The 23027-nt window shown below is 73.1% G+C and carries 18 protein-coding genes and 1 pseudogene; 9 read left to right on the top strand and 10 right to left on the bottom strand.

Translation table 11 applies throughout. From position 1 onward, the window contains the following. Positions 1 to 240: 240 nt before the first annotated feature. Positions 241 to 1386, bottom strand: a complete 1146-nt coding sequence (locus ACF08B_RS18145) for an aminoglycoside phosphotransferase family protein (RefSeq protein WP_392318245.1) — start codon at positions 1384 to 1386, stop codon at positions 241 to 243. A gap of 300 nt (positions 1387 to 1686) precedes the next feature. Here ACF08B_RS18145 and ACF08B_RS18140 point away from each other — a divergent pair, with 300 nt between their 5' ends. Further along, the gene (locus tag ACF08B_RS18140; protein ID WP_093479711.1) at positions 1687 to 3177 is read left to right on the top strand and encodes a hypothetical protein; all 1491 of its coding nucleotides are present in this window, start codon (positions 1687 to 1689) and stop codon (positions 3175 to 3177) included. A 106-nt stretch (positions 3178 to 3283) separates the two neighbouring features. Here ACF08B_RS18140 and ACF08B_RS18135 read toward each other — a convergent pair whose 3' ends face one another. Beyond that, positions 3284 to 4711: a PP2C family protein-serine/threonine phosphatase gene (locus ACF08B_RS18135; RefSeq protein ID WP_392318244.1), complete on the bottom strand. Its 1428-nt coding sequence runs from the start codon at positions 4709 to 4711 to the stop codon at positions 3284 to 3286. A 348-nt stretch (positions 4712 to 5059) separates the two neighbouring features. Between ACF08B_RS18135 and ACF08B_RS18130 the strand changes: the two genes are divergently transcribed. Beyond that, positions 5060 to 5473 (top strand): SsgA family sporulation/cell division regulator, encoded by a 414-nt coding sequence (locus ACF08B_RS18130; protein ID WP_392318243.1) that lies wholly within the window; start codon positions 5060 to 5062, stop codon positions 5471 to 5473. A 35-nt stretch (positions 5474 to 5508) separates the two neighbouring features. On the opposite strand, the gene ACF08B_RS18125 is transcribed toward ACF08B_RS18130, so the two are convergent. Then, on the bottom strand, positions 5509 to 6519 hold the full coding sequence (locus ACF08B_RS18125) for a Gfo/Idh/MocA family protein (RefSeq protein ID WP_392318242.1): 1011 nt from the start codon (positions 6517 to 6519) through the stop codon (positions 5509 to 5511). 137 nt (positions 6520 to 6656) lie between these two features. Further along, the gene (locus ACF08B_RS18120) at positions 6657 to 7751 is read right to left on the bottom strand and encodes a chemotaxis protein (protein WP_392318241.1); all 1095 of its coding nucleotides are present in this window, start codon (positions 7749 to 7751) and stop codon (positions 6657 to 6659) included. 156 nt (positions 7752 to 7907) lie between these two features. On the opposite strand from ACF08B_RS18120, the gene ACF08B_RS18115 reads away from it, so the two are divergent. Together ACF08B_RS18115 and asnB are read left to right on the top strand one after the other, a co-directional pair. After that, positions 7908 to 8687, top strand: a complete 780-nt coding sequence (locus tag ACF08B_RS18115; RefSeq protein WP_392318240.1) for an alpha/beta fold hydrolase — start codon at positions 7908 to 7910, stop codon at positions 8685 to 8687. 276 nt (positions 8688 to 8963) lie between these two features. After that, positions 8964 to 10806: pseudogene (gene asnB / locus ACF08B_RS18110) on the top strand (asparagine synthase (glutamine-hydrolyzing)). Here asnB and ACF08B_RS18105 read toward each other — a convergent pair. Together ACF08B_RS18105 and ACF08B_RS18100 are read right to left on the bottom strand one after the other, a co-directional pair. Then, a complete protein-coding gene (locus tag ACF08B_RS18105; protein WP_392318239.1) occupies positions 10799 to 11323 on the bottom strand; it encodes a DUF4232 domain-containing protein in 525 nt (174 codons plus the stop codon). The pseudogene asnB and the gene ACF08B_RS18105 overlap by 8 nt on opposite strands. Positions 11324 to 11473: 150 nt before the next feature. Continuing rightward, on the bottom strand, positions 11474 to 13078 hold the full coding sequence (locus ACF08B_RS18100; protein ID WP_392318238.1) for an alpha/beta hydrolase: 1605 nt from the start codon (positions 13076 to 13078) through the stop codon (positions 11474 to 11476). 288 nt (positions 13079 to 13366) lie between these two features. On the opposite strand from ACF08B_RS18100, the gene ACF08B_RS18095 reads away from it, so the two are divergent. After that, a complete protein-coding gene (locus ACF08B_RS18095) occupies positions 13367 to 14029 on the top strand; it encodes a chaplin family protein (RefSeq protein ID WP_392318237.1) in 663 nt (220 codons plus the stop codon). A gap of 177 nt (positions 14030 to 14206) precedes the next feature. Next, positions 14207 to 15061, top strand: a complete 855-nt coding sequence (locus ACF08B_RS18090; RefSeq protein WP_392318236.1) for a GNAT family N-acetyltransferase — start codon at positions 14207 to 14209, stop codon at positions 15059 to 15061. A 12-nt stretch (positions 15062 to 15073) separates the two neighbouring features. Here the strand turns inward: ACF08B_RS18090 and ACF08B_RS18085 are convergent, their stop codons facing one another. Both ACF08B_RS18085 and ACF08B_RS18080 read right to left on the bottom strand, forming a co-directional pair. Further along, positions 15074 to 15556, bottom strand: coding sequence for a nucleoside deaminase (locus ACF08B_RS18085; RefSeq protein WP_392318235.1), 483 nt, complete (start codon positions 15554 to 15556; stop codon positions 15074 to 15076). Beyond that, positions 15540 to 16826, bottom strand: coding sequence for an MFS transporter (locus ACF08B_RS18080; protein ID WP_392318234.1), 1287 nt, complete (start codon positions 16824 to 16826; stop codon positions 15540 to 15542). The genes ACF08B_RS18085 and ACF08B_RS18080 overlap by 17 nt, the downstream gene beginning before the upstream one ends. A gap of 59 nt (positions 16827 to 16885) precedes the next feature. Between ACF08B_RS18080 and ACF08B_RS18075 the strand changes: the two genes are divergently transcribed. After that, on the top strand, positions 16886 to 17272 hold the full coding sequence (locus ACF08B_RS18075) for a MerR family transcriptional regulator (protein ID WP_392318233.1): 387 nt from the start codon (positions 16886 to 16888) through the stop codon (positions 17270 to 17272). Positions 17273 to 17313: 41 nt separating this feature from the next. Beyond that, positions 17314 to 18090: a GNAT family N-acetyltransferase gene (locus tag ACF08B_RS18070; RefSeq protein ID WP_392318232.1), complete on the top strand. Its 777-nt coding sequence runs from the start codon at positions 17314 to 17316 to the stop codon at positions 18088 to 18090. A gap of 192 nt (positions 18091 to 18282) precedes the next feature. Here ACF08B_RS18070 and ACF08B_RS18065 read toward each other — a convergent pair whose 3' ends face one another. Next, positions 18283 to 18546, bottom strand: coding sequence for a GlsB/YeaQ/YmgE family stress response membrane protein (locus ACF08B_RS18065; protein ID WP_392318231.1), 264 nt, complete (start codon positions 18544 to 18546; stop codon positions 18283 to 18285). Between the two features lie 225 nt (positions 18547 to 18771). Here ACF08B_RS18065 and ACF08B_RS18060 point away from each other — a divergent pair, with 225 nt between their 5' ends. Next, positions 18772 to 20220, top strand: coding sequence for a hydrolase (locus ACF08B_RS18060; protein ID WP_392318230.1), 1449 nt, complete (start codon positions 18772 to 18774; stop codon positions 20218 to 20220). 41 nt (positions 20221 to 20261) lie between these two features. On the opposite strand, the gene ACF08B_RS18055 is transcribed toward ACF08B_RS18060, so the two are convergent. Next, the gene (locus ACF08B_RS18055) at positions 20262 to 22982 is read right to left on the bottom strand and encodes a sugar-binding domain-containing protein (protein WP_392318229.1); all 2721 of its coding nucleotides are present in this window, start codon (positions 22980 to 22982) and stop codon (positions 20262 to 20264) included. Positions 22983 to 23027: the final 45 nt, after the last annotated feature.

Here is a 23027-nt window from a genome sequence, read left to right as displayed (position 1 = left end):
GCTACCCGCTTGCCGACGATCCGTCAATAATGCCTACGGCACAGCGATTTCCCACGTCACGACGGGTCTCGGCGAGTTTCGTCGCGGCGGCGGCCGGGCCTGCGGAGCGTCACTGGCATACACCAGTGGACGCGGCGATCCGGTCCTCGCCGGTACCCGCGCGGATTCGCGCCGGACCCGGACACACGAAGGTCCGCGGTGCGCCGCCGCTCCGGGCGCACCGCGGAACCGTCGTCCCCGTCAGCGAGTGCCGACCGCCGCGCGGACGGCCCGGCGGGCCATCTGGCAGTCGTCGTGCAGCCGCCTGAGCAGCAGCCGCTGTTCCTCGCCGGACGGCGCAGCACTCGGGTGGGCCGTGCCCGGTGCCGCCGGGGCCGTATCGTGCATCGAACGCTGCACGGCCGTCTCGTAGGTACGGATCTCCCGGGTGAGCAGCAGCATCAGGTTCACCAGGAAGGCGTCCCGGGAGGCCGGACCCGCCGACTGGGCGATCTGGCTGATCTGCCGCCGGGCCACCGGCGCGTCCCCGAGGACGAGCCACAGCGTGGCCAGGTCGTAGCCCGGCAGGTACCAGCCCGCGTGCTCCCAGTCCACCAGCACTGGACCGGCCGGTGACACCAGGACGTTCGAGAGCAGCGCGTCGCCGTGGCAGAACTGGAGCATGCCCTGCCGGCCCACCTCATGGGCGATGCCGTGCAGCAGCTTCTGCAGATCGCCGAGGTCCCGGTCGGTGAGCAGACCCAGTTCGTGGTACCGGGAGATCCGGGCCGCGTAGTCCAGCGGCATGTCGAAGGTGCCCGCCGGGGGCCGCCAGGCGTTCACCCGGCAGACGGCGCCGAGCGCGGCCCGGATGTCCGCGCGGGGCGGGGCCTCCAGCGGATGCCGCTGAAGTGCCAGCGTCCGGCCGGGGGTCCGCTCGATGACCAGCGTGCAGTTGTCCGGGTCCGCCGCGATCAGCCTCGGCACACGGACCGGAGGCCGGTGCCGGACGAACGAGCGGTACACCGCTATTTCGTGGCGGCTCCGCTCGGCCCAGGCGGGCGAGTGGTCCAGCAGGCACTTGGCGACGGCCGTGCTGCGCCCCGTCGTCCCGACGAGCAGGACGGACCGTCCGCTGCGCCTCAGCACCTGCACCGGCGCGAACTCCGGACAGATCCGGTGCACCGCGGCGATCGCGGTGCGCAGCTGCGCGCCCTGGGGGCCGGACAGATCCAGTCTGCCGCTGAGCTGCTGGGAGCCGGGCTGGCCCGGCACCCGCCGGGGCCGGCCCGCACCGAGCACGGGGCCGCCCGGCCGCACCGCCGGGTCGAGGTACGGTCCGCCGCCCGCCGGGCGGGAGCGCAGCGGCCGGGGCGGGGCGGACACGGAGGACGATGCTGCGTACATGGGAGATACAGATCCCTTCGTGTGCCTGCGTTGCCTGCCTGTAAGTCCTTGCGCACAACCCGGCCCGGTCACCCGGGAACACCCTGGGGAATGTGCCCGTCGCACTTGGCGGAACCGCTGGGGGACCGCCGTACGCCCTCCGTCGGGAGGGCGGCGACCGGGTCGGGGTGGCGCATTCCTACCTGACACCCGATGCCCAGTGGCACACCATCTGGCGGACCCTGGCGAACCGTGGCGAATAGTCGCCCGGCAACCTCCGGCGGGCTACTGTCAACTCAGCCGAGAACCTGGGGGCTTGACGTGAGCGGACAACCCAACACCCGCCTTGCGGACCTGTTCGGCCTGGCCGGCTGGTCCAAGGGTGAACTCGCGAGACTGGTCAACCGGCAGGCGGCGGCCATGGGCCACCCCCAGCTGTCGACCGACACCTCCCGGGTGCGGCGTTGGATCGACACGGGAGAAATCCCGCGCGATCCCGTGCCGCGGGTGCTGGCGGCGTTGTTCACCGAGCGTCTCGGCCGTGTCGTGACCATCGAGGACCTAGGTCTGGTACGGCACGGGCGTGCGGGGAAACGGCAGAGCGACGGGATCGAGGAACATCCCGACGGTGTGCCGTGGCCGCCCGAGCGGACCGCCGCGGTCCTCACCGAATTCACGGGAATGGACCTCATGCTCAACCGACGCGGCTTGGTGGGCGCGGGTGCCGCGCTCGCCGCGGGATCCACACTCAGCAGCGCCATGTACGACTGGTTGCACACCGACCCGGCCCTCAAGGCCGACGCCCCCGTCCTCGACGACCCCCTGCACGCCGACCCCGCTGGGTTCGACCGCTATGAGGCCGCCCCCATCGGATCGCAGGAGGTCGAGGAACTGGAGCGTTCGGTCGAGGTGTTCCGCGCCTGGGACGCGGCCCGCGGAGGCGGGCTCCAGCGCAAGGCGGTCGTGGGCCAGCTGAACGAGGTGGGCGGCATGCTCGCCTACCACCACCCACCCCATCTCCAGCGGCGCCTGTGGGGCGTCGCCGCCAATCTCGCCGTCCTCGCGGGCTGGATGTCGCACGACGTCGGCCTGGAGCCCACGGCCCAGAAGTACTTCGTCATCGCCGCCCACGCCGCCCGCGAGGGGGGAGACCGGCCGCGCGCCGGCGAGGCCCTGTCGCGGGCGGCCCGCCAGATGGTGCACCTCGGCCGGCCGGACGACGCGCTGGACCTGATGAAGCTCGCCCACTCCGGCTCCGGCCACCGCCTGCAGCCGCGTACACAGGCGATGTTCCACACCATCGAGGCCTGGGCGCAGGCGTCGATGGGCAAGGGCCAGGCGATGCGCCGCACTCTCGGCCGGGCGGAGGATCTCTTCGTCTCCGACCGGCAGGACGTGGAGCCACCGGACTGGATGCAGACCTTCAAGGACGAGGACCTGTACGGCATGCAGGCCCTCGCCTACCGCACGCTGGCCGAGTTCGACCCGACGGCGGCCACGCACGCCCAGTACTACGCGGAGAAGGCCCTGGCCCTGCGCGTGGACGGACGGGAGCGGTCGAAGATCTTCGACCATCTGTCCATGGCGTCGGCCTGCTTCATCGCCAACGACCCCGAGCAGGCCGACCGTTACGCACGGCTGGCGCTGATGTCGATGGGCTCGAACTCGTCCCGGCGCACCTGGGACCGGCTGCGCGAGATGTACCGGCTGACCGCGGAGTACGCCGGCTACCCGAGGATCAACGAACTGCGGGAGGAGATCCGGCTCGCCCTGCCCAAGCCCCGGTCCAAGGACAACAGCGCACAGGCGTAACGGGCCTGTGCGCCACGGTCTCGGGATTTCGCTCGTGGAGTCCTGAACCCGAAGTCCGTCCCGCGTACCGATCCGCGTCCGTGTTCTCGCGCGCCCGCGTGCCGGTTCAGCCGGTGACCCTGGCGACGAGCACACACCCGTCGTCGGCGCGCCCGGCCTCGCCGAACTCCTCGACGACCGCCCGTACACAGTCCTGCGCGGTGGTCGCCGCGCCGAACCGTGGGGCGAGGCCGAGCAGTCGGTCCACGGCCGCCGACGTGCGGCACCCGGCCACCAGCCCGTCGGTGTACAGCAGGAGGAGGTCGCCGGCCCGGAGGTGCTCGACGGCCTGCCCGTAGGCGGCTCCGGTGGTCGCGCCGAGCAGGACACCGTCCGGCGCGTCCAGCACACACCCCGTCCCGTCGCGGTACAGCAGCGGGGCGGGGTGTCCTGCCTGTGCCCAGAGCAGGGTGCGGGTCTCCGGCCGGTAGCGGCAGCACAGGGCGCTGCCGAGAACCGGCTGCACGGTGGCGTCCAGTAACTGGTTGAGCAGGGCGAGCAGGTGGCCCGGCTCGGTGCCGGCCATCGCCATGCCGCGTACGGCGCCGAGCAGCGTCGCCATGCCGGAGGCGACGGCGACCCCCTGTCCGGTGAGGTCGCCGACGCTGAGCAGGGTCTGCCCGTCGGACAGGTCCAGCGCGTCGTACCAGTCCCCGCCGATCAGCCGGCCGGTCGTCGCGGGCAGGCGGTGGCCGGCGAGGTCGAGGGCCGGTGGTGCCCGGTGCGGGAGCCGCAGGGAGCCACGGGCCGGCGGCAGTACGGCTTCCTGCAGCTCGGTCGCGATCCGCTGCTCGGTCTCCTCCTGCCGGCGCTGGTGCCGCAGCGAGTCGCGGCTCTCGCGCACGTCCCGCCGGCGGCGCCGCAGTTCGCTGACGTCCCGCAGCACGGCCCACATCGAGGCGGTGCCGCCGTCGGCGCCGAGTACGGGCTCCCCCATCATGTGCACGGTGCGCACGGTGGTGTCGGGCCGCAGGACACGGAACTCGCCGTCGATCGGCTTCCCGTCGACCAGGCAGTCCGTCACCATCGCTGTCAGCGTCGGCCGGTCCTCGTCCACGACCAGGGAGGGCATCTCGTCCAGGGTGAGGGCGGGTTCTGCCGGGTCGCGGCCGAGGATCTGGTACAGCTCCCCGGACCAGGTGGCCTCGTCCGTCAGGAGGTTCCACTCCGCACTGCCGACGCGGCTGAGCAGGGACCCGCGCGGGGCGCCGACCGGCGGCCGGACGGCCGGGGGAGCGGGGGGCTCGGCCGGAGCGGGCTCCGGGCCGTCCCGCAACTGGGCGAGGTGCGCGTCCAGATCGTCCAGCTGGTGCAGCGCGAGGTCGTACAGGGCGCGCTGCCAGCGGTCCTCCGGGTCCGAACCGTCGCTCCTGGTGTCCCGCCGTACGGCGTCCACGTCCCCCTTGAGGCGCCGCGCCTGGGTGATCAACGCCTCCACCGAGCCGCGTCCGGGTGGCTGGGCGGCTGAGCGGTCCGCGGAGACTGGGGACGGCATGACGACTCCGAAGGGGGACGGTACGGCCAGGGACGACAGGCGGGGACCGTTACGACTGTGGCACAGCCCGCGACGCCCCGTAAGGGATTTGGCAACACACGATACGGTGGTGCTTCCGGCATATGCCAGAGTCTTCCCGGACCGTTCCACGTGTACGAATGGTGTAGGCGTTGCGCAAATGAAGTCGTAGACGGCCTACGGGAGTTGCCCCTTGCCGACGGTCATCGTGCGGTGATCACGCAGGTGTTCGACGCTCATGTGTTCCCTCGCCTGGACGAAGGCCGGTACCGGCCGAATTCTGACCGGATTTGGCGCCATGCGAGGGGCCCCGACAGACTCCATTAAGGCATGGACATCTGCATCGAACAGCCCGCCCACGCACGGCTCATCACCGCGGAGGACCGGGAGGTCCCGGTGACGGCCACCCTTCGCTACTCCGCCGCCGATCCGCTCGCCGTCTTCGTGGACTTCCCCGCCGAGGCCGCCCTGGACGGTGAGGAGCTCACCTGGATCTTCGCGCGTGCCCTGCTCGACCAGGGACTGCGGGCCCCGGCCGGCCACGGGGACGTGCAGATATGGCCGTGCGGCGGCACGCGGACGGTGCTGGAGTTCCACTCGCCCTACGGACTGGCCCTGCTGCAGTTCCAGACCTCGGCGCTGCGCCGCTTCCTGCTGCGGACCTATGAGCTCGTCCCGGCCGGGCACGAGGACCTGGCGGCCGTGGTGGAGCGGGGGCTGAGCGCCCTGTTCGACGGGGTGTGAAGCGCCGGGCGGGAGGCTCCCCCGGGCCTCCCCTCCTAGCGCGGGCGGGGACGCGGAGCGAGATCGACGGCGACCCGGCCGCCCGTTTCGAGGGACCGCACGCCCGCCTCCGCCACGGCGGCCGCGGCGTAGCCGTCCCAGACGCCCGGTCCGGTGACCTCCCCGCGCCGGGTCGCGTCGACCCAGGCCTGCACCTCGCGGTCGTAGGCACCGGCGAACCGCACGAGATAGTCCTGCGCCACCTCCTCCGCGGCGCCGCCCCTGGTGGTGACCACCATGGTGTGCTCGTCGCCGATCCGGGCGCTGCCCCTCTCGCACACGGCCTCGCAGCGCACCTGGTAGCCGAAGCCGCTGTTGACGAAGACCTCGACGTCGACGAGCGCGCCCCGCTCGGACTCCAACAGCACGAACTGCGGATCTATCAGGCCCTCGGGAGCGTCCGAGGACGGGGCGGGCCGCAGCACGGTCACCGCGGTCAGCTCCTGCCCGAGCAGCCAGCGGGCCGCGTCGATCTCGTGCGAGACGGAGCTGTTGACCAGCATGGCGCTGGTGAAGTGGGCGGGGGAGGAGACGTTGCGGTGGGTGCAGTGCAGCATCAGCGGCCGGCCGAGGCGCCCCCCGTCGAGGAGTGCCTTCAGTCGCCGGTACTCGGCGTCGTAGCGGCGCATGAACCCGATCTGCGCGAGCCGCCGGCCGAGTGCGGCCTCCGCCTCCACGACCCGCAGTGCGCCGGCGGAGTCCGGCACCATGGGCTTCTCGCACAGCACCGGCAGCCCGCGCGCGAAACAGGCGAGCAGCGCCTCCTCGTGGGCCGGACCGGGGGAGGCGACGAGGACGGCCGCCACGCCGGGCGCGTCCAGGGCGGCGAGGTGATCGGTGTGCACGGTGACGCCGGTGAGGCCCGCCGCGGCCTCCTTCGCCCGTTCGATGTCGGGGTCGGCCACGGCCGCGACCCTGGCGCCGCTGACCACTTGGTCGAGACGGCGTATGTGGTCGGCGCCCATGTGACCGGCACCCAGTACCGCCACACCCAGCAGGTCACCCATGTGCGAACTCCCTCCCGCCGACGATCACGCCGTAGCGTACGCCGACGGGAGACGGCGTCCCCGGGTGGCCCGGCGGGGCCGCCTCGGGGACGCCTCGGGGTCCGTGCGGGGCAGGGGCAGGGGCAGGGGCAGAGGCTTCAGTACCGCAGCACGCCGGCGATGCCGTCCGAGTCGCTCAGTGTGCCGTCGGGGACGAACCGCACCTCGGCGCCGGTCTCCAGGCACTGCTCGACGATCTCGTCCACGATGTCCTCGCGGGCGTCGAGGTCGCCGGCCGCGGCCGGCACCAGGTGCTCGCCGTAATCACGGACGACGGCGCGGTAGTTCTCCTCCACGGCGAGCAGCCGGACCCGGCCTTCCCGGGCGTTCTGCCACAGCTCGTCCAGACCGGCCGCGTAGTTCCGGTGCCCCCGCGCGGAGGTCAGCTCGCGGACCACGGACGAGGTGCCCCTGGTCGACTCCGCCTCCAGGACGGGGCCGACGGCCTGCCACACGGCGTCGGGCCCGCCGTGCGCGAGACCTCCGTGGCGGACGTGCACGCCGCACCTGGCGACGCTGCCGACCTCCTCCATCAGGGAGAGCGCCGCCTGTTCGCCGGTGATGTACAGCGGACGGGGCTGCTCGCGCAGGATCGCGGTCATCGCGGTGTCCGCCTCCCGCAGGAACTGCCGGGTGCCCTCGTCGCGGAAGGTGCTCGGTGAATCACCGATGCGCATCTGGCGTTCGGCGTCGAAGTTCGGCCGGGCGCGGTCGAGCGGGAAGTCACCGGAGTTCGCCTCGACGACGCGGTCCGGTCCGCCGCTCCACAGCGTGACGCGGTCGGCGGAGACCGACAGCACCCAGAAGGGCCGTTCCGCGGCCTGCGCGGCGACCAGGTTGCGGGTGAGGAAGGTGTCCGACAGCACCACGCGTTCGGGGACGGTGCGGGCCAGCGACCACACCTGGTGCTCGCCCGGCGCGGCGAAGATGACGAGGCCGTCCTCGGCGTGCGTCAGGTCCACCTCCGACAGCGCCCGGTCGAGTTGCGCCTCGACGTCGGCGCGCCGGTCGCGGCTGACCGCGGGATCGGACTCCAGACGCTTGCGGGCCTCGGCCACGACGTTGCGCAGCCGGACCGGATCCTGGCCGCTCCCGCGTTCACGGCGGTGCGTGGGGGTCAGCACGGACACCGCCGGGTAGGGACGCGGGCGCCGCAGTCGGGCAAGGGTTGCGGGACTCAGTGCGTGCTCCATGACACGACGATAGGGCCGATTCGCCTTTACGGCATTCGGGCTAATCCGGGGCGAAGGCGCCCTGCCCCTCCCCGGCGCACGCCGGTGACGCGGTGCCCCGCGCACCGTTACCGTACCCGTCAGTAACCGGACCGTACCGCGCCCCAGGAGGCCCCCATGCCGCAGCTCGAACTCGACGGAGCGGCCCTGACGTACGACGACGAGGGGCCCCGCGACGCGGCGGACGCGCCCCTGGTGTTCGTCCACGGCTGGACCGCGAACCGGCACCGCTGGGACCACCAGACGGCGCACTTCTCCGGCAGACGCCGGGTGATCCGCCTGGACCTGCGCGGTCACGGGGACAGCACGGGCGCCGGGGTGCGCACGGTCGCCGAGCTCGCCGAGGACGTCCTGGCCCTGCTCGACCATCTGGAGGTCGAGCGGTTCGTGCTGGTCGGCCACTCGATGGGCGGGATGATCGCGCAGACCATCGCCCTCGCCCATCCCGCGCGGGTGGAGCGGATGGTGCTGGTCAACTCCATCGGCAGGATGGCGTACAGCCGCGGCCGGGGCCTGCTGATGGCGGCGTCCACCCTCGTGCCCTTCAAGCTGTTCGTCGCGGCCAACATCCAGCGGGCCTTCGCGCCCGGGTACCCGCGCGAGGAGATCCGCGAGCACGTCCGGGCCTCCGCCGGTACTCCGCGCGAGGTCGTCATGACGCTGTACGGCGCCATGCGGGCCTTCGACGTGCTCGACCGGGCCGGGGAGATCCGCGTGCCCACCCTGATGGTGCACGGCTACCACGACGTCCAGCTGCCGGTGCGGCAGATGCTCCGGATGGCCAAGGCCTACCCGGACGCCGAGGTGCGCATCCTGGACGCGGGCCATGAGCTGCCCCTGGAGAAGCCGGCGGAACTGACCGCGACGCTGGAGCGGTTCGTGACCGTGAAGGCGTGAACCTCCGGGGTGTTTGGAGAAGTCTTTGCCCGTGGCCGGTTCCGGACGGAGCCGGCCCGGCGACGCGGGCCTCGCCGGATTTCGCGAAGGCAAAACGCGGCCGGAACCACGGGGGTGGAGCGGCCGTCCGGCGGACGGCCGCGTTGACCGCGCGCGAGCGCCGACGGAGGCTCGTCATCTAGGTGCTCGATACATCTGGTTGGGTCGCGGGCCCCGGCCGCCCGCGGGTGCGGGCGGGCGGCGGTCCCGGGGCGGGCCGGAGGCAGGAGGTAGCGCATGTGCGGCATCACCGGATGGGTCTCCTTCGACCGTGAGCTGACCGCCGAGGCACCCACCTTGCACGCGATGACCGAGACGATGGCCTGCCGGGGCCCGGACGACCGCGGCACCTGGGCCGAGGGGCCCGCCGCGCTCGGTCACCGCCGGCTCGCCGTCATCGATCTCCCCGGCGGCCGTCAGCCGATGTCCGTGCGGGCCCCCCGGGGGGACCGTCGCCCTGGTCTACTCCGGGGAGGCGTACAACTTCACCGAGCTGCGCCGGGAACTCCAGGGCCGCGGCCATCGCTTCACCACCGACTCCGACACCGAGGTCGTCCTGTACGGCTACCTCGAGTGGGGTGACGTGGTCGCCGAACGCCTCAACGGCATGTACGCGTTCGCCGTCTGGGACGGCCGCCACGACAAGCTCGTCATGATCCGCGACCGTATGGGCATCAAGCCCTTCTACTACCACCCGACCCCCGACGGCGTCCTCTTCGGCTCCGAGCCCAAGGCGGTCCTCGCCAACCCGCTGGCCCGCCCCCGCGTCTCACTGGACGGCCTGCGCGAACTGTTCGTCCTGGTCAAGACGCCCGGGCACGCGATCCGGGACGGCATGCGCGAGGTGGAACCGGGCACCGTCGTCACCGTGGACCGTTCCGGCCTCACCACCCGCGCCTACTGGCGGCTGGAGACCCGCCCGCACACCGACGACCGCGACACCACGATCGCGACCGTGCGCACCCTCCTGGACGACATCGTGCGCCGGCAGCTCGTCGCCGACGTACCGCGCTGCACCCTGCTCTCCGGCGGCCTCGACTCCTCGGTGATGACCGCGCTCGCCGCCCGCCGGCTCGCCGAGCACGGCGAGAAGGTGCGCAGCTTCGCCGTCGACTTCGTCGGCCAGGCGGACCACTTCGTCGCCGACGAACTGCGCGGCACCCCCGACACCCCCTTCGTGCACGACGTGGCCGGGTACGCCGGCACCGACCACCGGGACATCGTGCTCGACGCGGACTCCCTCGCCGACCCCGCCCTGCGCGACCAGGTGATCCGCGCCCGCGACCTGCCCGCCGGCTTCGGCGACATGGACACCTCGCTGCTGCTGCTCTTCCGCGCCGTCCGCGAGAAGTCCACCGTCGCCCTGTCCGGCGAGTCCGCCGACGAGGTCTTCGGCGGCTACCTCCAGTTCTTCGACGAGGAGGCGCGCGCCGCCGACACCTTCCCCTGGCTGGTGCACATGGGCCGCCACTTCGGCGACGACTCCGACGTGCTCCGTCCCGACCTCGCCAAGTCGCTGGACCTGGCGGGGTACGCCGCCGACGGCTACCGCGCCGCCGCCGCCCGGGTCGACCGGCTGGAGGGCGAGAGCGACTTCGAGTACCGCATGCGGCGCATGAGCCATCTGCACCTGACCCGCTTCGTCCGCGCCCTGCTGGACCGCAAGGACCGGATGAGCATGGCCGTCGGCCTGGAGGTCCGGGTGCCGTTCTGCGACCACCGGCTGGTCGAGTACGTCTACAACGCCCCCTGGGCGCTGAAGTCCTTCGACGGCCGGGAGAAGAGCCTGCTGCGGGAGGCCGGGGCGGACGTGCTGCCGCGCTCGGTGTACGACCGGGTCAAGAGCCCCTACCCGTCCACCCAGGACCCGCGGTACGCCCGCGCGCTCCAGGAGCAGGCCAAGGACCTGCTCTCCCGGCCCTCCCACCGCGTCTTCGACCTGGTCGACCGGGACCGCGTCCGCCGGGCCGCCGAGCGGCAGGAACCGGTGGGCAGTCAGTGGGCCCGGCGCGGCCTGGAGCGCACCCTGGACCTCGCCCGCTGGCTCGACCTGTACACGCCCGAGCTGGACCTCAGCTGAGGCCGATGGCCCGGTCGGCGGCCGCCGCCGACGTCTTCCACCAGGTCGTCACCGGTTCCCACACCGGGACCTTCCTGCCCGTGCCGAGCCGTGCGGCGGTGAAGGAGCGGCCCCAGTGCGCGGCCGACGCGGCGACGGTCAGCGAGTCCGTCCGGCGGGCCTCGGGGTCCGCCGGGTCGCCGATGGTGCGGACGTCCGCGTAGGCGGTGCCGCCCGCCGCGAGCCGGTAGGTGCCGGTGCCGCCCGCCGGCGCGGGCAGCGCGGCCCCGTCGAGGTCCCCGAAGGTCACCGTGGGCACCCGGTCCACGGCACAGGCGCGGGCACCGCGGTTGGTGACGCTCATCCGCACCACGGTCCGGTCGGCGGCGACGGCCTTCGCCCGGACCGTCAGCGCCTTCTCGGCGCAGGGCGAGGCCGGGGCCCGCCCGGTGGCGGCCTGACTCTGCGGCGCGGTCAGCAGCAGGGCGGCGGTGGCGGCCGAGGCGGTGGACACGGCGATGGTGGCGCGGAGGCGCATGGTGTTTCCCCCTGTCGGGTCACGTACGGGAACGGGCGGCCGAGGCTCGCCTGCCCGGTGAGACCGCCGGGGAATCCGGACGGTTGTCACGGATTCACGTCCGATACCCGCTTGGGTGGTTCCTGTCACTCGTCGGGGTGTTCGCCCCTCTCAGTCGGAGGTGCCCACGCCGGCGCTCCAGTCCTTCCCGTTCGCCGGGCAGGAGCTGCCGTTCGGCGGCAGGGAGCCGTAGAGCAGGAAGTCGTTGATCCTGCGGTGCACACAGGTGGAGGACGAGTAGCCGGTGTGGCCCTCGCCCTTGTTGTCGAGGACGACGGCCGACGGGCCGAGCCGCTTCGCCGTCTCGACGGTCCACCGGTACGGCGTCGCCGGGTCGCCGCGTGTGCCCACCAGCAGCATCTTGGCCGCGTCGACGTCCTTGACCCGGTCGCGGATGAAGTCCGTGCCCCGGGGGCGGCCGAAGCACATCAGCAACTGGGTGAGCCGGTAGCGGCCGAAGACCGGTGACGCCCGGTCGTAGGCGGCCCGCAGTTCCCGCAGGTCCGCGGTGAGCCGCTGCTCGTCGGGCCGGTCGGGGTCGTCCGCGCAGTTGATCGCCATCAGGGCGGCCGACAGGTTGTCCGCCGGCACCTCGTCGGCGTCCACGAGCCCGCCGTCACCGCGGTGCCGTGCCCCGTGCACGCCGATGCCACCGCCGGCGAAGTTCAGTACCCCCCGGGTGTCGCCGTCCTCCACCAGCGAGGCCAGCGCCCGCTCCAGGGAGGGCCACAGGTCCCGGCTGTAGAGGGCCTGCGCGAGGGCGCCCACCAGGTCCTGGCCGGAGAACGAGCCGCCGAGATCCGTCGGCACCGGGTTCTCGTCGAGCGAGCGCACGATCCGGACCACCTCGTCGCCCGCCGCACGCCGGTCGGTCCCGAACGGACACGCGATGTCCGTCGTACACCAGTCCAGGAAGTCGTCCAGCGCGGTCTGCTGCCCCTGGGCACCCGCCACTCCCTGCTCGGACAGCGGCTCGGTCAGGGTGTCCACCCCGTCCAGGACCAGTCGGCCGACGTGGTGCGGGAACTGCGCCGCGTACACCGCGCCGAGCCGCGTTCCGTAGGAGAAACCGAGGTAGTTGAGCTTCTTGTCACCGAGTGCCTGACGGATGACGTCCATGTCGTGGGCGGCGTTCACGGTGCCTACGTGCGGCAGCACCGGGCCCGAGTGCCGGGCGCACGCGTCGGCGGCCCGCCGCAACTGCTTGAACAGCGCCTGCGGATGATCGATGTCCGGCTGCCGGCCGGTCGGCGCCGCGGTGTCGTCGGTGCCGTCGCCGCAGCTGACGGGGGAGGAGCGGCCGACCCCGCGCGGGTCGAAGGTGACGACGTCGTAGCCGTTGGTCAGGTCCATGAACTGCCGGCCGTCGTCGGCGAGTTCGTTGACGCCCGCACCGCCCGGGCCGCCGAAGTTCAGCAGCACCGAGCCGCGCGACGTGCCGGTGGCGCGATAGCGGGCCAGCGCCACGTCCAGGGTGCCCGCGCGCGGGTGGGCGTAGTCGACCGGGACCGTGACCTTGCCGCACTGGAGGTCCTTCGGCACGTCGGGCGTCTGGCAGGCGGCCCACTTCACGTGCTGCCGGTAGAAGCGCGACAGATCCGGCTGCGGCTGTTCGGCGGCGGCCGCGGGCAGCCCGGCCCCGACGAGCGCCAGGGCGAGGGCCCCGGCGCCCGCGCAGCGCCGCACAGCGGGCCGTGGGGACAGCTTGACCAGCATCGATCGCCTCCCGGGGCGCCCCCGCGGACCGGGACCGCGCCCTCGGATCACCATAAGCGGGCCCCGCGGGACCCGCCTCCCGACGAGCGGACTGGCACCCGGTGCCGTACCCTTCGCACCCTCCGTCCCGGCCTTCCGGTTGGTGATCATTGGTCGGCTTTCCCTGCAGTTCGATAAGCCTGCCACTCGATGGGGTGAAAGACCGATAAGCCATAACTCGGATGGTGCGTCTGCGTTTGAAGAGGTGCGGGTGAGTGCCCGCGACGATGTCTGGAAGGCAGGGAACCTATGAGACGGGCTACCCGAAACGGTGTGATCGCCGTCGCCGCCGCGTCCGGCGCGATGGCCATGGCGCTCCCGGTGTCCGCCGCCTTCGCGGCGGACGGCGCCTCGGCCGACGGCGCCGCGGTCGGCTCGCCCGGGCTGATCTCCGGCAACGGCATCCAGCTCCCGGTGGACGTGCCGGTGAACGTCTGCGGCAACACCGTGGACGTGGTGGGGCTGCTCAACCCGGCGGCGGGCAACACCTGCGCGAACACCGGCGGCGCCGGAAAGGGCGGATCGTCCTCGTCCGGCGGGGCGTCCGCCCACGGTACGGCGCAGGACTCGCCGGGAGTGGCGTCCGGCAACGCCGTCCAGCTCCCCGTCCACCTGCCGGTGAACATCAGCGGGAACAGTGTCGACGTCGTCGGAGTGGGCAACCCCGCCACCGGCAACCAGTCGGTCAACGGCCCCACCGAGCAGCCGCGCACCCCGCGCCACCCGCACACCCCGGCGCCGAGGCCGCCGGCCCCCGTGAAGGCGCACCCGCATCGTGCCCCGCGGCCGGCCGGGGCCTCGCTGGCCCACACCGGTGCGGATCTGACGGCGCCCGCGGTCGCCGGCAGCGCCGCGCTGCTCGTCACGGGCGCGGTCCTCTACCGCCGCTTCCGCCCGGACCGCACCCGCTGATCGGGCGGGCTCCGAGGCCCCACCCGGCCGCGGCCCGGTGGGGCTTCGTCGCGCACCGGGCACGACGGCCGAACTCCTCATGGCGCCGCGGTCGTTGATCGGAAAGGATGCTGCGGGCGGCCCCGGCCGGGGCCGCTCCGCACGGCAGCCCGACCCCGAAGGAAACGGAGCGCACCGATGACCTCTGCGGCCCCCCACGACCTCGTCGTCACCCAGGCCACCCTCGCCGACTGGCCGGTGATCAGCGGGTGGGCGGCGGCGGAGGGCTGGAATCCGGGACTGTCCGACGGGCCCGCCTTCTTCGCCCAGGACCCCGACGGATTCTTCCTCGGCCGGATCGACGGCGAGCCGGTGTCCGCCGTCTCCGTCGTCAACCACGGCCCCGACTACGCCTTCCTCGGCTGCTACCTCGTCCGGTCCGACCTGCGCGGCCACGGCCACGGCCTCACCACCTGGAAGACCGCCCTGGCCCACGCCGGCGACCGCACGGTGGGTCTGGACGGCGTGGTCGCCCAGCAGGACAACTACCGCCAGTCCGGCTTCGAACTCGCCCACCGCACCGTCCGGTTCACCGGGATCGCCCACGAGCAGCGGCCGGCAGCGGGAGTACGGCCCGCGGGTCCCGCCGACCTCGCCGACATCGTGGTCTACGACGGCGCCTGCTGCCCGGCCGACCGCCCGCGTTTCCTCGCCGAGTGGCTCACCGGCCCCGGCCACCGCGCCTTCGTCCGTCACGACGGCGGCCGGCTCGCCGGGTACGGCGTACTCCGCCCCGGTGTCGACACCCTGCGCATCGGGCCCCTCTTCGCGGACACCGCCGAGGACGCCCGTGCCCTGTTCTCCGCCCTCGTCGCCGACGCCGCCGGACGCGAGGTCGCCGTCGACGTGCCCGAGCCGAACGCGGCCGGTGTCGCCCTCGCCGAAGAGGCCGGACTGCGGCCCTCCTTCGAGACCGCCCGCATGTACACCGGGCCGGTGCGGGCGCACGCGCGGGAGCGGGTGTTCGGTGTCACCACACTCGAACTGGGCTGACCCCGGCCGGTGTCACCCGCGCGGTGCCCGGCACCGGCGGTGCAGTTCCCGCACCTCGGCCACCAGCTCCGGCACCGGGCCCTCGACGGCCACACCGGGCGCGACCTCCCGCACGGGCAGGGGTCGCACCGGCGGCGCGGGCACGCCCAGCTCGGTCAGCCAGCCCGTGAGCTGCTCCGCGGAGGCGACGTAGACGATCCGGCCGAGCCCCACCCAGGCGTGCGCCGCCGCGCACATCGGGCAGTGCTCGCCGGAGGTGTACACGGTCGCCGCCGCACGCTCGCCGGGTGCGAGACGCTCGGCGGCCCAGCGGGCCAGTTCGAACTCCGGGTGCCGGGTGCGGTCGCCGCCGGCCACCCGGTTGCGGTCCTCCGCCAGCACCGTCCCGTCGCCGGCCACGAGCACCGAGCCGAAGGGCTCGTCCCCCGCCTCCAGCGCTTCGGCCGCCAGCTCCACGCAGCGGCGCAGATGTCCGAGCTCACTGTCCCGCACCATCGGCGCACCTCCTCACGGCATGATCTCCGGCCGGGCGGATTACGGCCACCGAGGCCGCCCCGGCCACCGGCCCTGCCTCCGCGGCGACCCCGCGCCGCCGCGCGGGAAAGGCGTGCCGTCGTGCGGCCAGGACCGTTGCGAGCGCCAGCAGAACCGGGGGCAGGGCGGTCCAGGGCAGTGCCCCGGGGCCCGCCGTGTCCAGGGCCAGGCCGCCGGTGAGCGAGCCGGCGGCGATGCCCATGTTGTACACCGTGGTCTGCAGCGAGGTCGCCACATCGGCGTCGGCCGGCCCGGAGGCGTCGACCAGCGCGGTCTGGATCAGGGTCGGCGCCCCGCCGAAGGCCACGCCCCACAGCGATACGGCGGCGACCAGCGGAACGGGCCGCCCGGCGCTCGCGCCCAGCACCGGCAGCACCCCGGCGAACAGGGCCAGCGCCCCGAGCAGGGTGCGGCGCGGCCACCGGTCGACCAGCAGGCCCGTGACCCAGATCCCGGCCACCGTCGCGCCGCCGAACACCGCGAGCAGCAGGTCCGTACGGCCGTACCCGGAGTGCGCGGCGAACGGGGCGACGTACGTGTACATCACCTGGTGCCCCAGCAGCAGGAACAGCGTCACGGCCAGCACGGGGCGGATTCCCGGACGCGTGGCGACGCGGGCGACCGGCACGCGCGCGTGCGCGGGTTCCCCGGGCAGGGCGGGCACCCGTGCCCGCACCCAGCCGACGAGCAGCACGGTGAGCAGGGCCTGCACGGCGAACGCGGCCCGCCAGCCCAGCGCGCCCGCCAGCGCGGTACCGGCGGGCAGCCCGCACGCCAGGGCCAGGGTGATCCCGGCGAGGACGACGGCGATCGCCCGGCCGCGCCGCTCGGCCGGCACCATACGGGCCGCGTAGCCGACCAGCATCGCCCACAGCGTGCCGCCCGTCGCCCCGGCGAGCAGCCGGGCCGCGAAGGTGAGCGGGTACGACCCGGAGAGCGCGACCAGTGTGTTGCTCAGGGCGAGCCCCAGCAGCGCACCGCACAGCACCCGCCGCCGCGGCAGTCCGCGCAGCGCGGCGGTCAGCGGGACCGCGGCCAGGAAGGAGGCGGCCGCGTAGGCGGTGACGAGGAAGCCGATCCGTGACCCGGCGACGCCGAGGGCCGGTGCCATCGCGGGCAGCAGGCCGGCCGGAAGGAGCTCGGTCAGAACGGCGGTGAACGCGGCGCAGGACAGGGCGAGCAGCCCCGGCCACGGCAGCGCACCGCCCTTGACGTGGGAGGACGCAGTCATGCGACCATGGTGGAAGTTTGACATCAGTGTGAAGGTCAAGCGGGTCCCAGGAGGTCGGCATGCGGATCGGTGAGCTCTCGCGCCGGACGGACGTCCCCACCCGGCTGCTGCGCTACTACGAGGAGCAGGGACTGCTGTCCCCCGACCGGACCGGCAACGGCTACCGCAGCTACCCCGAGTCCTCGGTCGCCGACGTCCGGCAGATCCGCGGCCTGCTCGACTCCGGACTCACCACCGAGATGATCCGCGTGATCCTGCCGTACCTCTCCGGGCCCGGCGAACTGCACCCGCCCGCGGAGTGCGTGACCCCGCGGACGGCCGCGCTGCTCCAGGACCACATCGACCGCATCCAGACCCGCATCGACTGCCTCGCCCGCAACCGCGACCGGCTGAGCACCTATCTGGCCGCGGTACGGCCGGGGGCGGGCACGTCCGGCCTCCCGTAACTCCGTTGCCCGGCGCGGGACGGGCGTGCTGGAGTGGGCGCATGGATCACACCGCGGTGCTCGCCCTCTTCGACCGCGACATGCGCGAGGGCGCCCGGCCCGACGGCCCCACCGCACGGATCGAGCGAACCGGCGCGGTGGTACGGCAGATCGCGGACGAGCGGGGCTGGAACGGCGTGCTCTGGTCCGGCCTGGACGAGGCCGGCGCGGACCGGGCGATCGACGAGCAGATCGCCTTTTTCACCGGCCTCGGCCGCGACTTCGAGTGGAAGCTGTACGGCCACGACCGGCCCGTGGACCTCGGCCGCCGGCTCGCCGCCGCGGGCTTCCGGGCCGAGCCCGAGGAGACGCTGATGATCGGCGAGGTGTCCCGGCTCGTCCTGGACGGCGAACCGCCCGACGGCGTACGGCTCGTGGAGGTCACCGACGCGGCCGGGGTCGACCTCGTCGTGGACGTCCACGAGCGGGCCTTCGGGACCGACGGCACCCGGCTGCGGCACCGGTTGCTCGACGGCCTCGCGGCCGCCCCCGCGGCGGTCGTCGCCGTGGTCGCGCTCGCGGATGGCGAAGCCGTCAGCGCCGCGCGCATGGAGTTGGTGCCCAGTACCCGGTTCGCCGGGCTGTGGGGCGGCGGCACCGTCGAGGCCTGGCGGGGCCGGGGTGTCTACCGCGCCCTGGTCGCCCACCGCGCCCGCGTCGCCGCCGCCCGCGGGTACCGCTACCTCCAGGTCGACGCCTCACCCATGAGCCGCCCGATCCTGGAGCGCCTGGGCTTCCACGCGCTCAGCACCACCACCCCCTACCTGTACGGCGGTTGACCGCGCCCAGGGCCTGCCGTTTGGATCATGCCCGCGTCGCGGGGCGTGGCACGCGCATCTGCGGCGTCGTCGTCGGTTGTCGACGCTCCGCGTCGCCGCCCTCCTCCGCCTTGCGGCTGAACGCACCACGCCCCGCTCGGGCCGGCCGACAAGGCACCGTGAGCCGGGCCGGCCTGATCCGAACGACAGGCCCTAGCGGCGGACCCGGGCCCGGTCGAGCGCCGCGACGCCCACGGCCGCCAGGGCGATCTGGACGAACCACTCGATCCAGTCCGGCCCGTTGGTGTCCGCGACTCCGAACCCGGCGGCGATCGCCGAGCCCAGCAGCGCGGCGACGATGCCGACGGCGATGGTCCACAGCACGCCGATGTGCTGGCGTCCCGGCACCACCAGCCTGCCCAGTACGCCGATGACGAGCCCGATGACGATGGCGCTGATGACGCCCGAGATCTCCATGGCTCTTCCCTTCCACGCTCCCCGCGGCGAACCCCGCTGCCGAGGATGTGCCCGCTGCGGGCCGAGGGCACGCCACCCCGAATGCCGCCACGACTTCTGTTCACCGCGCCTTCATGCCATGTACCTTTCAACCAATCGACGCGTGTAGAACCCTCAAGCGGGTTCTACGCGCGCAGACTTGGCGCCCCCACCGCCTTCTCCCCACCCCTCATGGAGGTTCGCCGGATGCCTGGATCCAGGAGATCCCGCCGCAGACTCACCACCGCCCTCGCCGGTTTCGGGCTGCTCCTCACCGGAGCCGCCCTCCAGGTCGGCACGGGCGCCCCCGCGCACGCGGCGACGACGCACCGCATCCTGTTCGACAACGCCCATGCGGAGACGGCCGGCAACGCCGACTGGATCATCTCCACCAGCCAGCCCGACCCGCTCGGGCAGAACTCCACCCCGTCCGCCGAGACTGACTGGACCGGCGCCCTCTCCTCGTGGGGCGTCGCCCTGCAGAAGGCCGGCGGCTACAGCCAGAAGACCCTGCCGTCCGGCTCCGGCCTGAGCTACGGCGGGTCGTCGGCGACCGACCTGTCGAACTTCGACACGCTGGTCCTGCCGGAGCCCAACACGATGTTCTCGAGCGCCGAGAAGACGGCGATCATGAACTTCGTGAAGAACGGCGGCGGCCTGTTCATGATCTCCGACCACACGGGCGCCGACCGCAACAACGACGGCTACGACGCGGTCGAGATCTTCAACGACCTGATGAGCAACAACAGCGTCGACTCCACCGACCCGTTCGGCTTCTCCGTCGACACGCTGAGCATCAGCTCCGATCACCCGGCGGCCATCAGCGACAGCACCGACCCCGTCCTGCACGGCGCCTTCGGCACGGTCACCAAGAGCCTGATCGCCAGCGGCACCACCGCCACCCTCAAGCCCGCCGACAACCCGGCCGTCAAGGGCCTGCTGTACCGCACCGGTTACTCCGGCAACACCGGCGCCTTCTTCGCCACGTCCACCTTCGGCAGCGGCCGGGTCGCCTTCTGGGGCGACAGCTCCCCGATCGACGACGGCACCGGCCAGTCCGGCAACACCCTGTACGACGGCTGGCACGACTCCACCGCCACCAACGCGCCCCTCGCCCTCAACGCCACCGCCTGGCTGGCCGGTTCGGGCACCACCGGCGGCGGTGGCGACGGAGGCGGCACCTGCACCGCCGCCCAGCTCCTCGGCAACAGCGGCTTCGAGTCCGGCGCCACCACCTGGACCGCCTCCAGCGGCGTCATCACGAACGACACCGGCGAGGCCGCCCGCACCGGCTCCTACAAGGCGTGGCTGAACGGCTACGGCTCGGCCCACACCGACACCCTCGCCCAGACGGTGACCGTCCCCGCCGGATGCACGCGCGCCGACCTCGGCTTCTACCTCCACGTCGACACCGACGAGACGACCACCTCGACGGCCTACGACACCCTGAAGGTCCAGGTCCTCAACAGCGGCGGGACCGTGCTGTCGACCCTCGCGACGTACTCGAACCTGAACGCGGCGAGCGGTTACACCCGGCGCGCGTTCAGCCTCGCGGGCTACGCGGGCCAGACCGTCACGATCAAGTTCACCGGCACCGAGGGCTCCACCCTCCCGACGTCGTTCGTCATCGACGACACGGCGCTCGACGTCGGCTGAACCCCGAGGGGGTGGGCCCGCCCGGCCCACCCCCGCTCCTTTCAGGCGGCCGGTACCGTCCGCTCCGCCGTGTTCCACCCGGAGACCCGCACACCCGGCGCCGAGCCGTGCAGATCGGCCGTCCGGTAGGTGGCGGTCAGCGTCACCGACTCGCCGGGCCACAGGCTCACGTCGTTGTCGGACCAGCGCACCGGCAGGACCGGACCGCCCTGCCCGCCGACCACACGGACGTCCGTGAGCAGCGACGGCGTCGTGCCGGCCCCCGTGTTGCGGAGGGTCACCGTGGTCGTCGACGTACCGCCGGACGACTCGGTCGAGGCCGTCGCCTCCACCGGCACCCGTGCCATCGAGGCCAGCCCGGTGAGATCCGCCGAGCTGGTCGTCGGCGTGTAGTACCAGGTGGTGCCGTTCCAGTCGAGGGTGTCGGCCTTGCCGGAGAGCCAGTAGACGTTCCGGCTCACCTCCCGGCCGGCCGCGTCGGTCAGCACCAGGCGGAGCAGATACGTCGGCTTCAGACCGCTCACCGAGGACGGCAGCGTGAGGGGCTTCGCGTGCGCCCCGTCGCCCTCCACCGAGACGCCCGGGGCGGTGCGGTCGTACCTCTGGGTGCCGTCCGGGTCGAACAGCGTCGCCCGTGCGGTCAGGCCCTGGGCGGGGGTGTGCAGGTTGTTGACCACCACGACCGAGCGGTCGTCGTAGGAGTACTGGACGTGCAGCGGCTCGTTCGCCTTCTTCGCCCCGAAGTAGGCGCCGTTCTGGTCGAGATAGCGGTCCACCAGCTGCCAGTGCAGCGACGTCCAGCCGCTGTTGAACATCCAGTGGATCACCCCGGTGGCGGGACGGTCGGTGTCGGCGGCGTTGCGTCCGTAGGCCTCGAACTGGGCGCGGACGTTCTCGTACTGGGCGAGCTGCGCCTTGCGCACGTAGTCGGTGAGGCTCGTGGGCGGCCCGTAGCGGTGGGCGAGGGCGTCGTCGTAGATCTTGAGCGTGCCGAACGTCGTGGACGGGGAGCGGTGGTACTGCCGGGCGCCCGGATCCTTCCAGAGGGTGTCGAGCTCCGCGGGCGTCATCATCCGGCGCAGGGTGTCGAGCGTGGGGATGCTGGGGCCGGCGCTGGTCTCGGAGTTGAATCCGGTGGCCCCGCCCTCCCGTTTGGCGTACCAGTAGCCGGGCGGCACCCAGTCGTACGGCCCGGTCATCTTCATGCCCGACGCGCCCAGTTGGGGCGAGGAGGCGTCGGAGGCGGCGGGCACGACGGGGACCGGCCAGTCGGCGGCCTTCAGGGCGTCCAGGTAGCCCTTCTCGATCGCCGCGTTCGGGGCGGAGTCGCTGCCGATCAGGAAGGAGAGCACGCTCGGGTGGCCGCGCAGCCGGGCGGCCTCGGCGGCCATGGACGCCTTCGCCACAAAGTGGTCGGCGTCGGTCCACTTCTTCCCCGACCCGCTGGGGTTGACCTGCCCCTCCCACTTGTCGCAGCACTCCCAGCCCGGCAGCGTCAGCACGCCGTACCGGTCGGCCAGGTCGAAGAACTCGTCGGGCTCCAGGTGGCCCTCCAGCCGGAGGGTGTTCAGGCCCAGGTCGACGGCGTACTTCAGGCGGTCCTCGACATAGGCGCGGTCCCAGCGCAGGAACTCGTCCGGTGACCAGCCACCGCCCTTGACCAGCAGCTTGCGGCCGTTGATCCGGTACTGGCGGGCACCGGCGGAGTTCAGCGGCGCCCGCACGTCGCGGATGCCGAAGGTCCGGTGCGCGGTGTCCGACGTCCCACCGGCGACGTCGGCGGTGAGATCGAGGTCGTACAGCGGCTGCCCGCCCATACCGGCGGGCCACCACACCCGCGGCGAGGTGAGGTGCAGGCCCGGCACGTCGGCGGGGGAGAAGGTGACCGTCTTCGTCTCGTGGGCGGCCAGCGGCACGCTCCGGGTGAAGTGCGTCCCGCCGACGCTCCCGGAGATCTCCGCGGTGACCGGCGCGCCGGAGTCGTTGCGGGCCAGGGTCTTCACCGTCAGGTCGGCGGTGGCGAGCGAGGGGACGGCCAGATCGGTGACCACGTGCGCGTCGCGCAGCGCGACCGGGCCGCCCCTGCGCACCAGGACGTCGCGGACGAGGCCCATGTTCCGGTCGGGGGGCGGCTGGAGCCAGTCCAGCCAGCCCATCGTCAGGTCCTGGTCCGGGTCGTTGGGGCGGACGCGCAGGGCGACCGTGTTGGTGCCGGACCTGACCAGCGAGGTGATGTCCAGCTCGTGGTGGGTGTAGGCGCCCGTCACGTCCGCAGCGGCCGCGACCCGGTGGCCGTTGACGTAGACGTCGGCCGCCGAGACGACCCCGCTGAAGTCGAGGGAGGTGCGCCGGCCGGTGTCCTCGACCGTGAAGTCCGAGCGGTACCACCAGGGGACCTGGAAGTCCGCGCGGGGGATCTTCTGCAGGTTCGTGGAGTGGAACGGGTCGGCGTACACGCCGTCGGCGAGCAGCGCCGCCAGGACTGTCGAACGCGGACCCGCCGGGTGCCAGCCGGCCGCCCGGTAGCCGGGGGAGGAGACCGCCTCGGGGGAGTCGCTCACCTTCGCCGTGGACTGGACGGCGAAGCCGGCGAGCGGGGTGGCCGAGCCGGCGGCGGAGGGGACGCGGGTGGCCTCGACGTGCCCGTGCGGTGCGGCCGGCTGCCGGTTCCCGGCCCAGGCGCCGGAGGTCAGCGTGGAGAGCAGGCCGACGACCAGCGCGGTGGTGGTGTACCGGCGTCGGTGCGGGGGGCGAGGGAACACGAGGGGTCTCCAGCCTGGTAAAGTTAGGAAACTTTACTAATCCGG

This window comes from Streptomyces sp. NPDC015139, assembly GCF_043079785.1.
In the GTDB taxonomy this organism is placed as follows: Bacteria; Actinomycetota; Actinomycetes; order Streptomycetales; family Streptomycetaceae; genus Streptomyces; species Streptomyces albidocamelliae.
Note: the sequence above shows the minus strand (reverse complement) of the source record. Positions and strands in the feature narration are given on the sequence as shown.

Excerpts from the sequence above, each read along its gene's own strand:
- ACF08B_RS18115 (WP_392318240.1), top strand. The coding sequence starts at position 7,908 with ATGCCGCAGCTCGAACTCGACGGAGCGGCCCTGACGTACGACGACGAG.
- ACF08B_RS18120 (WP_392318241.1), bottom strand. The coding sequence starts at position 7,751 with ATGGAGCACGCACTGAGTCCCGCAACCCTTGCCCGACTGCGGCGCCCG.
- ACF08B_RS18095 (WP_392318237.1), top strand. The coding sequence starts at position 13,367 with ATGAGACGGGCTACCCGAAACGGTGTGATCGCCGTCGCCGCCGCGTCC.
- ACF08B_RS18125 (WP_392318242.1), bottom strand. The coding sequence starts at position 6,519 with ATGGGTGACCTGCTGGGTGTGGCGGTACTGGGTGCCGGTCACATGGGC.
- ACF08B_RS18090 (WP_392318236.1), top strand. The coding sequence starts at position 14,207 with ATGACCTCTGCGGCCCCCCACGACCTCGTCGTCACCCAGGCCACCCTC.
- ACF08B_RS18145 (WP_392318245.1), bottom strand. The coding sequence starts at position 1,386 with ATGTACGCAGCATCGTCCTCCGTGTCCGCCCCGCCCCGGCCGCTGCGC.
- ACF08B_RS18070 (WP_392318232.1), top strand. The coding sequence starts at position 17,314 with ATGGATCACACCGCGGTGCTCGCCCTCTTCGACCGCGACATGCGCGAG.
- ACF08B_RS18105 (WP_392318239.1), bottom strand. The coding sequence starts at position 11,323 with ATGCGCCTCCGCGCCACCATCGCCGTGTCCACCGCCTCGGCCGCCACC.
- ACF08B_RS18080 (WP_392318234.1), bottom strand. The coding sequence starts at position 16,826 with ATGACTGCGTCCTCCCACGTCAAGGGCGGTGCGCTGCCGTGGCCGGGG.
- ACF08B_RS18100 (WP_392318238.1), bottom strand. The coding sequence starts at position 13,078 with ATGCTGGTCAAGCTGTCCCCACGGCCCGCTGTGCGGCGCTGCGCGGGC.
- ACF08B_RS18075 (WP_392318233.1), top strand. The coding sequence starts at position 16,886 with ATGCGGATCGGTGAGCTCTCGCGCCGGACGGACGTCCCCACCCGGCTG.
- ACF08B_RS18085 (WP_392318235.1), bottom strand. The coding sequence starts at position 15,556 with ATGGTGCGGGACAGTGAGCTCGGACATCTGCGCCGCTGCGTGGAGCTG.
- ACF08B_RS18065 (WP_392318231.1), bottom strand. The coding sequence starts at position 18,546 with ATGGAGATCTCGGGCGTCATCAGCGCCATCGTCATCGGGCTCGTCATC.
- ACF08B_RS18130 (WP_392318243.1), top strand. The coding sequence starts at position 5,060 with ATGGACATCTGCATCGAACAGCCCGCCCACGCACGGCTCATCACCGCG.
- ACF08B_RS18060 (WP_392318230.1), top strand. The coding sequence starts at position 18,772 with ATGCCTGGATCCAGGAGATCCCGCCGCAGACTCACCACCGCCCTCGCC.
- ACF08B_RS18135 (WP_392318244.1), bottom strand. The coding sequence starts at position 4,711 with ATGCCGTCCCCAGTCTCCGCGGACCGCTCAGCCGCCCAGCCACCCGGA.